At 45.7% G+C, this 11,788-nt stretch carries 12 protein-coding genes; 4 read left to right on the top strand and 8 right to left on the bottom strand.

What is annotated here, in order from left to right; all coding sequences use genetic code 11:
- The first annotated feature begins 353 nt into the window (after window positions 1-353).
- Window positions 354-911, top strand: a complete 558-nt coding sequence (locus AACR09_RS19345) for a VC2662 family protein (RefSeq protein WP_004733330.1) — start codon at window positions 354-356, stop codon at window positions 909-911.
- A 240-nt stretch (window positions 912-1,151) separates the two neighbouring features.
- On the top strand, window positions 1,152-2,630 hold the full coding sequence (locus AACR09_RS19340; protein WP_193835570.1) for a sensor domain-containing diguanylate cyclase: 1,479 nt from the start codon (window positions 1,152-1,154) through the stop codon (window positions 2,628-2,630).
- A gap of 92 nt (window positions 2,631-2,722) precedes the next feature.
- Here the strand turns inward: AACR09_RS19340 and AACR09_RS19335 are convergent, their stop codons facing one another.
- The 3 genes from AACR09_RS19335 to epmB all read right to left on the bottom strand — a co-directional run bounded on the left by AACR09_RS19335 (window position 2,723) and on the right by epmB (window position 4,871).
- A complete protein-coding gene (locus tag AACR09_RS19335) occupies window positions 2,723-3,211 on the bottom strand; it encodes an MgtC/SapB family protein (RefSeq protein ID WP_004733333.1) in 489 nt (162 codons plus the stop codon).
- A 105-nt stretch (window positions 3,212-3,316) separates the two neighbouring features.
- Entirely contained in the window at window positions 3,317-3,835 is a 519-nt protein-coding gene (locus AACR09_RS19330) for a prepilin-type N-terminal cleavage/methylation domain-containing protein (RefSeq protein WP_102572174.1), read from the bottom strand.
- Window positions 3,836-3,848: 13 nt separating this feature from the next.
- Window positions 3,849-4,871, bottom strand: coding sequence for an EF-P beta-lysylation protein EpmB (gene epmB, locus AACR09_RS19325; protein ID WP_193835569.1), 1,023 nt, complete (start codon window positions 4,869-4,871; stop codon window positions 3,849-3,851).
- A 33-nt stretch (window positions 4,872-4,904) separates the two neighbouring features.
- Here epmB and efp point away from each other — a divergent pair, with 33 nt between their 5' ends.
- A complete protein-coding gene (efp, locus tag AACR09_RS19320; protein WP_004733338.1) occupies window positions 4,905-5,471 on the top strand; it encodes an elongation factor P in 567 nt (188 codons plus the stop codon).
- A gap of 417 nt (window positions 5,472-5,888) precedes the next feature.
- Here efp and frdD read toward each other — a convergent pair whose 3' ends face one another.
- From frdD to frdA, 4 genes are read right to left on the bottom strand one after another with little or no spacing between them, the layout of a single operon-like run.
- Entirely contained in the window at window positions 5,889-6,293 is a 405-nt protein-coding gene (gene frdD / locus AACR09_RS19315; protein ID WP_193835568.1) for a fumarate reductase subunit FrdD, read from the bottom strand.
- A gap of 11 nt (window positions 6,294-6,304) precedes the next feature.
- Window positions 6,305-6,688, bottom strand: coding sequence for a fumarate reductase subunit FrdC (frdC, locus tag AACR09_RS19310; RefSeq protein ID WP_004733341.1), 384 nt, complete (start codon window positions 6,686-6,688; stop codon window positions 6,305-6,307).
- 1 nt (window position 6,689) lies between these two features.
- A complete protein-coding gene (locus AACR09_RS19305) occupies window positions 6,690-7,454 on the bottom strand; it encodes a succinate dehydrogenase/fumarate reductase iron-sulfur subunit (protein WP_004733343.1) in 765 nt (254 codons plus the stop codon).
- Window positions 7,454-9,277 carry a fumarate reductase (quinol) flavoprotein subunit gene (gene frdA, locus AACR09_RS19300; protein WP_193835567.1) on the bottom strand — a complete coding sequence of 608 codons (1,824 nt, stop codon included), beginning with the start codon at window positions 9,275-9,277 and terminating at the stop codon, window positions 7,454-7,456. Before frdA ends, AACR09_RS19305 begins: the two co-directional genes overlap by 1 nt.
- A 451-nt stretch (window positions 9,278-9,728) precedes the next feature.
- Here frdA and epmA point away from each other — a divergent pair, with 451 nt between their 5' ends.
- The gene (epmA, locus tag AACR09_RS19295) at window positions 9,729-10,700 is read left to right on the top strand and encodes an elongation factor P--(R)-beta-lysine ligase (protein ID WP_108189632.1); all 972 of its coding nucleotides are present in this window, start codon (window positions 9,729-9,731) and stop codon (window positions 10,698-10,700) included.
- A gap of 134 nt (window positions 10,701-10,834) precedes the next feature.
- Here the strand turns inward: epmA and AACR09_RS19290 are convergent, their stop codons facing one another.
- On the bottom strand, window positions 10,835-11,722 hold the full coding sequence (locus AACR09_RS19290) for a DMT family transporter (RefSeq protein ID WP_054542850.1): 888 nt from the start codon (window positions 11,720-11,722) through the stop codon (window positions 10,835-10,837).
- Window positions 11,723-11,788: the final 66 nt, after the last annotated feature.

Genomic DNA, 11,788 nt, shown 5'->3' with positions numbered 1-11,788 from the left:
AATCCAGTAAGAAGACATGGGACTCTAGGTGGAGTGAGTCCCATGGACTTTGAACTAATCAACTAAACCCCAGTGTCTACTTTTTAGGGGCCATATCACATTCTGCTCTTTGCCTTTCGCATCTCACCACTCGAATCTCTCATCCGCTCTTATTCTTTTCGCATCTCGTTTACTCGTATCCCGCATCTTCCTTTGATCTACTCTTAACCATTGCTCTTTATGACTTAGCGGCTTATATTCAACAGTACAGTTATGACATTGATCTAACATGGATAGCTGTTGAATAAAGGATAATAAATGCTTGATTAAAAATGGATTAATCAAGTCAACAATAAGTCAGTGGAGACTCCCCAATGAAAAAATTACTTTCAGTACTTGCTGTGTCTGCAGCAGTAATGGCACCGGCGGCATTTGCTTCTTCGCCTGTTATGTTTTCAACGATCAACGGCTTTAATGCTCCGGATTCAGATGCGGTTGGCGGTGTGCGCTTGGCTTTGCTTCACGGACAAGTGAACGACGTTAAAGGTGTCGATCTTGCGGTTGTGGGTATGTCAGAAACACAAACCACGACGGGTGTGAACTTGGGTATTTTTGGCGCGCATAAAGTAAACCAAGAAATGACAGGTGCTTCTTTGGGTATATTCAACTGGAACCCAGGAAAAACAACAGGTTTGAACTTGGGTGCAGTGAACATCACCAATGATGTGAAAGGCGCGAACGTGAGCTTCGTAAACTACTCTGAAGGCAACACTATGGTTGATGTTGGTGCGGCGAACCTTTCAGAAGTGTCGACGGTTCAGGTTGGTATCTTCAACAAAACCAACAAAATCGAAGGCGTACAGATTGGTCTGATCAACTGTGCTGATAACGGTTTCTTCCCGTGCTTCCCGATTGTGAACTTTGCTAAGTAAATTGTAGTGAGCCTTTCAACTCCCTATTGGCGAGTTGCTTTTTTTAGTAAGGCTTAAAGCTTTCAATGTTTAAACCTATTAACGCCTAAGCCCTTGAGCTTAGGCGTCATTGCTTTCCATTCCATTCCTAACTCACATATCTCAAATGACTCAATAAGCATTCTGTTTTATATTTGCTATTGCAGTATTTTTACTTATAAGTACAATGTGCGATAAATTCCTAACGATGATTTATATGCTTTGATTAATCCCCATACCGTCGATTTTAAAAAGGCTTTCTTAGGCCTTACCGCCAGTTTTTTAGTAGTTTTGAGCTTGTTGCTCGTTGATTCAGCGGAAGAATCAGATAAACAGTATGGAATCGAAAACCAAGGCGTGACACGCTCTTTAGCGGAGCTCACACAGATCATTAATGCGCTTGAGTACAACATCACTGCGCTCTACCCACTGCATGGTGACACCTACGTATTCTCGCATGAGAAAAAGATCGAAGATGAAACGTGCTATTTCACCAGTGAAGAGCAGCATGCCCCTCGCTTTGACTTTATGTTCTCTGGCCCTCGCGAGATGTGCGACCCGAAATCGGACCTTTATACCGAGGCGGGGAAGCGCCTGTTCATCGCGCCGACCATGGCTTATTTTGCCAATACCATAGAGACCATCTCTGCGATTTACTTCATTTCGAAAGATAAGTTTATTATCTCTTCCCCCTCCGATATTGCCCAATATATGAAAGGCGATACGTTCGACTCTGTCGTAAATAGCCGACCATATTGGATTAATACGATTCGCTTTGGCTTAGCTCAAGGCCAAGATCAGGTAGTGTATACCGGTCAATACGATGATTACTTAACAGGTAAGAAAGTGGTGACCTTAACCAAAGGGATCTACGTTAATGGCGAGTTTAAAGGGGTATTGGGTGTCGATGGCTATGTCTCTAACCTCGTATCGAACCCTACCCATGGTTATAAAGTCACCAGTACTCGAGGCGCAAACAAGTACGGGTTTATGGACTTTACCTATTCCAAGCCTCTCTATGTTGATGACATTAACACCCAGCTATACCTGAGCATTGAAGAAGATAAGATCGAGCACTTTCTGCATGTATTGGCGATGGAGAAGATTCAGCTTTCGATACTGTTGGTTTTGTATTTGCTCTCGGTTTTATGGCTATGGCGTTTTTATACAAGACAAGAACACCAGCGTTTGAATGACCTAGCAATGCGCGATCCATTAACGGGCTTACTGAATCGACGTGGCTTTGAAGCTCGATTACTGGCTCAGGATGAACAGCCGATTATTGGTGTTGGTGTGTTTGATATCGATGATTTCAAAGTGGTTAATGATCAGTATGGCCACAAAACGGGGGACGAGGTGATTTGCCATGTTGCTCAGTTGATGCTGAACAGCGTTAGGCAGCAAGATATCGTGGCACGGTTTGGTGGTGAAGAGTTTGTTGTCGCGATCACGGGTGAGTCTTCGGAGTTGCTTTCGTCGATCTTTGAGCGAATTCAAAACGACATTAGCCTACAGAGTTATCGATGCCCAACAGGTGACAAGGTGAACATTTCTGTTTCTGGTGGCGCGACGCTCTACTCTCTGTATAAGTTCGACAGTGTCGGGCACTTGTGGGAAAACCAGAGCATTCGTTCGTCTGATGAGCAGCTCTATAAGGCCAAGGCTGCAGGTAAGAACCAGGTGTGTATTCAGGTGTATTAATGAGTTGGATACACAAAGGCCTAGTCGTGTGACTAGGCTTCTTTTTTGTCTCTAAGGAATTGTGTCTAGTAAATCTCATTCAAGGAGAGAGGTTACTTCTTCACGCGACCTTTTCTCATCCACTTTTGGTGAACGCCACGACGCAGGCTTTGGAAACTGTTTTCCACCTTGTCGACACCAAGCAGGATAACCAGTGCCATTAGCGTGATGATGACAGACTGAGAGAGATGGCCTAAGGCAATCATCATACCTAATGCAGCGAGTACCCAAATAATCGCGGCTGAAGTGACACCATGAATCTTACCATCCAGTGTCATCATGACTCCAGCGCCAAGGAAACCTACCCCAGTAATGATCTGACCAAGCACACGAGCTTGATCGAGCGTGTTAGGAGAAAGGCTAATCGCCATCGTGAGGAAGAAATAGGTACCACTGATGATCAGAATCGACGTTCGGATTCCGACGGGTTTACCGCGTGTTTGCCTTTCGATTCCGATTAAAGAACCACATAACATGCATGCTGCGAGGCCTGCCCAGCTAAAGGGGGCAAGGTTGAGAGTTTGTTCTATAAATTGTGACATATCACCCCTCCTAAAAATTTAGAATAGAGCCGAGTATGCTAATAATAGACCGGACGATCGAACAAAAAATTTTTGTCTTAACGATTGTTCGTGATGACTTAAAATCTAGCAGCCGTTTGTCGTTAATTCAAAGCTAGGCGCAGAAGAAGAGGTTGCTTCGTTGTAAAGTAAGAAGCAGTCTTCCGAAGATTTCTTCTTACTTTTGGTCATGAAACGAATCCATGGTATTTCTTTAGAAGTATTATGGAAATACCATTCAGCAGGATCATTCGCATTAAATATGGAATCTGCGAAAGTACTTTCAATCAACAGACTCCAAGCATTTGCTGAGTCTGCCGCTGGGTACCCATATGCAAGTTCTATGTTGTCACCTTCGATTGTAATTTTAGCAGCGCTTAACTTTTCTAAACCTTGCTGAATTGCAATCGGGTAAACCATGTCAGCAGCACTTTGCATACCGCCTCTCAAACCTTGAAGGGCTGAAATACGAGCATCACTCTGTAGATTGAGAAATTTCGACGCCGCAGTCACTGAAATAATGCCTAAAATAACAATTACGATGACCAATTCGATCATAGTAAAACCTCTGTGTGAGGATGGCTTGTTTTTCGGATACGTCTTCATTTCGGCAACTTCTTTATTCAATATGTAGATCGAGTGGCGTCTTGCTGCTGCGTCCGCCAATTTCACGAGTTAACTTAGGTACGAGGTAGCCAGAAACCTCAGAGATTAATCCCTTAAAGTGACGCTTGGCTTCTTCATCTGAAATATAGAAATGAGCGGCGCCCTGAACTTTATCAAGTACATGCATATAGTAAGGTAAAACACCGGCGTCGAATAGCTTTTCGCTTAATTCTTTCAATGAGTTAGCGCTGTTATTTACACCTTTTAGCATCACGCCTTGATTGAGCAGAGTCGCCCCACTTTGCTTAAGCTTATGAAAGGCTTGCTTAAGTTCTAAGTTAATCTCGTTAGCATGATTAATATGGCTGACCATCACCACATTGAGGCGAGTTTGAGCTAACAATTGGCACAGTTCATCCGTCACTCGAGCAGGGATCACAACTGGTAATCGGCTATGAATTCGAACGGTTTTCACATGTGGAATCTGTTCGATGGCATTGATCAGCCATTCTAGTTCACTGTCCTTTGCCATCAACGGGTCGCCACCGGATAAGATAACTTCGTTTATCTCGGGATGTTGGGCTACATAGTCGAGACTGGTTTGCCAAACAGACTTCGAGCCCTTGTTATCTTGATAAGGGAAGTGACGGCGGAAGCAGTAACGGCAGTTAATCGCACAGCCCCCTTTTACGATCATCAGTGCACGATTTTTGTATTTGTGCAGCAACCCCGGGATCGCGTTTTCTTGCTCTTCCAATGGATCCGCGGAATAACCTTGATGAACCTCGAACTCTTCGTTTAGCGGTAACACCTGACGCAATAGAGGGTCGTGCGGGTTGCCTTTTTCCATTCGTTCGACAAAGCTAAGGGGTACCCTAAGTGCAAATAATTCACGAGCAGCGAAGCCTGCTTGCCACGGTGTTGGGTCTATTTCCAATGCCTCAAGCAGTTTTGACGGGTCAGAGATCGCATTCGATAGTTGTTTGAGCCAGTTTTGCTCAACAGATTCGACTTTTCGGGTTATGATATGCGGCATTGAAATTAACTCAAAGATGTGGAAGAGAAAATCATGGCGTCAGTAAGCACCAATGAATTCAAAGGCGGTTTAAAATTCATGTTAGATAATGAGCCTTGCGCAATTATCGACAATGAATACGTTAAGCCAGGTAAAGGCCAAGCGTTTAACCGTGTAAAACTTCGTAAACTGCTGTCAGGCAAAGTGTTAGAGAAAACATTCAAGTCAGGCGAAAGCTTCGAGCTTGCAGATGTTGTTGACGTTGAATTAGGCTACCTATACAACGATGGCGAATTCTACCACTTCATGAACAACGAAACATTTGAGCAAATCGCAGCAGACGTAAAAGCAGTCGCTGATTCAGCAAAATGGTTAGTTGAAAATGACGTTTGTACTCTAACGTTGTGGAATGATAACCCTATCACTGTTACTCCGCCAAACTTTGTTGAGATCCCAGTAACTGAAACTGATCCTGGCCTGAAAGGCGATACACAGGGTACGGGGGGTAAACCTGCAACTCTAGCAACAGGCGCGGTTGTTCGTGTACCTCTGTTCATCGCTATCGGTGAAGTTGTTAAAGTTGATACTCGTACTGGCGAATACGTTGGTCGTGTAAAATAATTTGATTGTGTCCATCTTGTTTAGGATGGCTCAGTGAAATAGAAAAGGTCGCTCATGAGCGGCCTTTTTTGTATCTGGCGATCAGGAAAAGCAGAAGAGCAGATTCGAGTAAGCGAGATGCGGGATACGAAGAGCGGAAAGGGCAGATGCGAGTAAACGGGTTATGGGATACGAAGAGCGGAAGGGATAGATGAGAGTAAGCGAGATACGAGATACGAAGAGCGGGAAGAGCAAGAAGAGCAAGAGCGAGTTAGAGGATAAGAGATTCGACAAGCAATAAAAAAGCAGAGCTGGATAACCTAGCTCTGCTTTCGCTTTTCTGCTTTTAAGCTCTTCGATACTCGTTTACCCGAATCTCGAATCTGCTTTTAGCTCTTCGAATCTCGATTACTCGAATCCCGAATCTGCTCTTAACTGTTAGATTATGAAGATGAAGATAACAGACAACGCGCTGATTAGGCCTGCAACGAAGTAGCAGCCAACTTTACCTGCAACGCCGACGTGGAACTTAAGGTCGTGCATGCCGTGGTGAAGACGGTGCATTGCGTGCCACATTGGCAGTGCTAGCGTACCGATGATGAATAGCGCACCGATAATGCTGGTGGCAAACTCAGACACACGTTCGTAGCTCATTGCATCGGCATCGATAATGCCCATAGGCACTAAGATACCCAGCACTAGAATCGTGATCGGAGTGATCATCGCGAACCAAGTACCGCCAGCGCCGAATAGGCCCCACCAGATTGGTTCATCAGAGCGTTTAGGGTTTTGGTTAACAGACTTAAGGTGGTTAACAGGTTTCATTTTGTAATTTGTGTTCATAACGAAGCTCCTTACACCACCATAAGAACGATTAAAGAAATAAATGCCACCGCTGCCCACTGGGTCAGTACGATGATTCTTTTATCTACCAATTTGCCTTTAAGGCGGATTGGCATTACTTGAGGCATCATGCTGAAGAAGGTCTGAGCGTGCAGTAAGCTGCCTAGCAGTGCAACGATGTTGATACCAACAACGACAGGGTTAGCCATAAAGCTTAACCAGCCTTCCCACGCTTCAGGCCCTTTCACTAGCGAACCCAAACCGAAGGTTAGGAACAGAGTGAATAGAATCAAAGGCAGTACAGTCGCTTCACGTAGCATGTAGAAACGGTAGAACGGATGGTTGCTCCACCACGTTCTCTTCATTTCACGAACATAAGGTTTACGATTGCTCATATTACGCTTCCTCCGTCGCTTTAACCGGTTCGCCATCAGGTTTGAACATCGAGATAACGAAGTCCATTGAAGACTCAACTTTACCTTGGTTTACTGCAGCCGCTGGGTCTACTTTCTTCGGACAAACGTCAGAACAGTAACCTACAAACGTACAGCCCCAAGCGCCATTGTCGCCATTGATAAGCTTCATACGTTCAGCTTTACCATTGTCACGGCTATCTAGGTTGTAGCGGTGAGCAAGAGCAAGTGCCGCAGGGCCGATGAACTCAGGGTTTAGACCAAACTGAGGACACGCTGCGTAACACAAACCACAGTTGATGCAGCCAGCGAACTGTTTGTACTTCGCCATTTGCTCTGGAGTTTGGATGTTAGTGCCGTCTTCTGGCTTGCGGTCGTTACCAATGATGTATGGCTTGATTGCTTCAAGGCGCTCGATGAACGGTGTCATGTCGACAATCAAATCTTTCTCGATTGGGAAGTTAGCCAAAGGCTCAATCTTGAAGCCATTCGGGTAGTCACGTAAGAAGCTTTTACATGCCAGTTTTGGCACGCCATCAACCATGATGCCGCAAGAACCACAAATCGCCATACGACAAGACCAACGGTAAGACAGGTCTTTATCTAGGTTATCTTTGATGTAACCAATCGCATCAAGTACTGACATGGTTTCATCAAACGGAACTTCAAAGGTTTGAAAGTGAGGTTCTGCATCGTGCTCAGGGTCATAACGCAGGATTTCAATTTTTTGGATTCGATTCGCTGACATTATGCTTGCTCCTCTTCGCTCTTCTTCGCATTCTCTTCTGCTGCTTTTTCAGCGGCAGCGGCTTTCTCGGCTGCTTCACCGTATAGACGAGCTTTAGGTTTAGATTTAGTAATCTTAACGCCGCTGTAGTCGATGGTTGGTGCAGCATCTTCGTTGTAGAAAGATAGAGAGTGTTTCAGGAAGTTCACGTCATCACGTTCTGTGCAGTTGTCGTCTAGACGTTGGTGTGCACCGCGAGACTCTTTACGAAGGATCGCTGAGTGAACCATCGCTTCTGCAACTTCAAGGCCGTAACCCACTTCGATAGCGTAAAGTAGGTCAGTGTTGAACACTTTGCCTTTGTCTTTAATGCTGATCTTCTTGTAGCGCGCTTTCAGTTCAGTGATTTTGTCGATGGTTTCTTGCATCAAGTCTTCTTGACGGTAGATACCACAACCCGCTTCCATGGTGTGACCCATTTCAGTACGGATGTCAGCCCAGTTCTCATCGCCTTCTTGAGCCAAGATGCCTGCGATGCGATCTTCAACCGCTTTAATTTGCTTAGTGATAGCCTCTTCGTTCCAGCCTTTGAATTCAGCGGCACGTTTCACGGCTTGTTCACCGGCTACGCGGCCAAATACCACGAACTCAGCCAGAGAGTTAGAACCTAAGCGGTTTGCACCGTGTAGGCCAACTGAAGCACATTCACCAACGGCGAATAGGCCTTTAATGCGAGTTTCACACGTACCGTTAGTTTCAATACCACCCATGGTGTAGTGAACGGTAGGGCGAATTGGGATTGGCTCTTTTGCTGGGTCTACGTTTACGTACGCTTTTGCAAGCTCACAGATGAACGGAAGACGCTCTTGCAGGTACTCTTCACCCAGATGGCGAAGGTCAAGGTGTACGACATCACCAAGCGGGTGCTTGATGGTGTTGCCTTTCTGCTGCTCGTGCCAGAATGCTTGAGAAACTTTGTCACGAGGACCCAGTTCCATGTATTTGTTTTTCGGCTCGCCCACTGGAGTTTCAGGGCCCATGCCGTAATCTTGTAGGTAACGGTAGCCGTTCTTGTTGACGATGATACCGCCTTCACCACGACAACCTTCGGTCATCAAGATGCCAGTGCCCGGTAGGCCTGTTGGGTGGTATTGAACGAACTCCATATCACGCAGTGGTACACCGTGGCGATAAGCCATTGCCATACCGTCGCCAGTTACGATGCCGCCGTTAGTATTGCAGTGGTAAACACGACCTGCGCCACCGGTTGCTAATACAACAGATTTCGCTTTAATCGTAACAAGCTCACCTTCAGACATATGAATCGCGATTAGGCCTTGTACTTCGCCATCTTCAACGATCAAATCCACCACAAAGTACTCATCAAATCGTTTGATTGTGTCGTACTTCATCGAAGTCTGGAACAGAGTATGAAGCATGTGGAAGCCGGTTTTATCCGCTGCGAACCACGTTCTTTCTACTTTCATACCGCCGAATCGGCGTACGTTTACTTCACCGTTTTCTTTACGACTCCATGGGCAGCCCCATTGTTCCATTTGGATCATTTCGCGAGTCGAGTTTTCAACAAAGTATTCAACAACATCCTGTTCACATAGCCAGTCGCCACCGCCAACAGTATCGTTGAAGTGGTTATCTAGGCTATCTTCGTCTTTAATTACTGCTGCTGAACCGCCTTCTGCTGCTACCGTGTGCGAACGCATTGGGTAAACTTTAGAAATCAGTGCTACTTCCAATTCAGGATTAGCTTCAGCCGCAGCGATAGCTGTACGAAGACCAGCGCCGCCTGCGCCGATGACTGCGATATCTGTGGTAATTGTCTTCACAGTTATTCTCCAGTGTGATGCGGAGTATTCCGCTTGTTATTATAAAAAGCTTATTTAGGAGGTTCTAAATCGTAGGAACCATTTAGCACCCCTAAGCCTTAAGTGGTAGGTTCAGTGTAAGAGAGGAAGGCATTTCAAAAATTGATGTATTTGGGTTTTTAGGTCGGTAATGCATATGGAGGCATAGAAATTATAGGTTATGTGACTGCAATCACGGCAATGAATTGTTGATAACGATTAACCCACAGGACGGGTGTTAACGGCTTGTTGAGTATGATTTTCGTTATCAATGTTGATGTGAAAGCTGTATTGATAATTGTATTGTAGAACGTAATTTTCTGGCTTCATTAAAACAACATTTTGCTTTCATCAATAGACAGATAGAAGCTTACAAAAGAGACGAAAGGTGGTAATTTTCGTCGCCTAGAATTCAGTGATATGGAACTTAATAATGCACTCTACATGGCAACCCGCCGCAACCATTAAGCAATTAAAGCAACGTGCTGATATCCTTAATCAAATTCGCCAGTTCTTTACAGAACGAAACGTGATGGAAGTGGATACGCCAGCCATGAGTCACGCCACGGTGACGGATGTGCATTTGCATACGTTCAAAACTGAATTCGTAGGGCCGGGTTATGCGCACGGCCAGCCACTGTTCTTTATGACGAGCCCAGAGTTTCATATGAAACGACTGTTAGCGGCGGGCAGTGGCTGTATCTACCAAATTTGTAAGTCTTTTCGTAACGAAGAAAATGGCCGTTATCACAACCCTGAGTTCACTATGTTGGAGTGGTATCGCGTTGGTTTTGATCATCATGACCTGATGGATGAAATGGATTTGCTGTTACAGCAGGTGCTTAAATCAGGCTCAGCACAGCGAATGACTTACCAACAAGCCTTTATTGATGTGTTAGGTGTGTGTCCGTTGGAGGATTCGATTGATACGCTAAAGCAAGCTGCAGCGAAACTAGGGCTCAGCGACATTGCAGATCCAGAAGAAGACCGCGACACCTTATTGCAGCTGCTGTTTAGTATTGGGGTTGAAGCTAAGATAGGGCAACAAGTGCCTGCGTTTGTTTATGACTTCCCAGCATCACAAGCTGCACTAGCCAAGATTAACCCTAATGATGCTAGGGTAGCGGATCGCTTTGAGGTGTATTTCAAAGGGATTGAATTAGCAAACGGCTTCCATGAACTCGATAAACCACAAGAACAACTTCAGCGCTTTGAAGGTGATAATGCCAAACGTATTGAGATGGGCTTATCGCCTCAACCGATTGACCATCACTTGATTGAGGCATTAAAAGCGGGCTTACCAGACTGTGCGGGTGTTGCTCTAGGTATCGACAGGCTGATCATGCTGGCGCTGGGCTACGACCACATCGATGACGTGACGGCTTTTCCTTTCCCGCGTTCTTAGTTTTTTGCTTTTGTTTTTACTGAGAGTTAGTAGTCCTTAGCTATTAACGGTTAACCATTAACTCTCAGCTTTCAATTCGCTTCACTAGCTAACCAGAATACCGGTGCTCTATCTGACCAAAATACCGGTGCCTACTAGCTAACCAGAATACCAGTGCCCACTACGGCAACAATGGCACCTATCCAAGCGTAGGCATTTGGTCTCTGCTTGGTGTAAAGCCAGAGTATTGGTAACAACATGATGGGCGTGGTTGAAGATAACAGTGCGACCATACCGACATTGCCTTCCTGCAATGCGTACAAGATCAGCGTCATTCCCACCGCCATTGCCAAAAAGCCGTTAACCGCGGTAATCGCGAATATCTGCTTATTCATTGGGTTAAGTGAGCGTGAAAGTTTGGCGCCCGTTAAACGAAACAGTGAGTGAGCAACAAAGGCGGTGATCATTCGAATGGCAGAGGCGGCTATTGGGTCAATGCTAGTTTGCATCACGGGTTTGGCAATAATGCCGCCCAATGCTTGGCAGATCGCGGCGGTGATTCCCAGCGCAACGCCAATCCACACCGTGCCCTTAATGGTTTCGAGTTGATTGTTCGCTTGGCCGCGACGACCAAAAAATATCGCGGTTAACACACCGCTAAACACCAATGCCGAGCCAATCAGCTCTACTGAAGTCATGCTTTCGCTAAACAGGAAGTAACCAAGAATCGCCGAGAACACGGCGTGACAAGAGAACAGCAAACCCGCTTGGCGCGGTCCCATTCGGTTCAAACAAGCAAATAGGGCGGTATCACCAATGAAGATGCCAATCAGGCCTGACAGCATCATCGGCGTGACGAGGTCGGCTTCGACACTTGACCAGCCGCCAGTAAACCAAGCCATGCTTGATAAGATGATCGCGGTACAACCCATTCGCCAGCGGCTATAGGCGAAAGAACCTAAGTGTTGAGCAGGCTTTACTGACATTAGGCTCGCAATCGCCCAAAGAAAAGCGGCAGCTAGAGCTAACCATTCGAATCCCATCTGAATAACATCCTTGTGTCTGGGATAAATTAGCTCATCAATATGCATCAAACCGAACTGAGAACA

It is taken from the genome of Vibrio sp. OPT20 (assembly GCF_963889365.1).
Lineage (GTDB): Bacteria > Pseudomonadota > Gammaproteobacteria > Enterobacterales > Vibrionaceae > Vibrio > Vibrio splendidus.
Note: the sequence above shows the minus strand (reverse complement) of the source record. Positions and strands in the feature narration are given on the sequence as shown.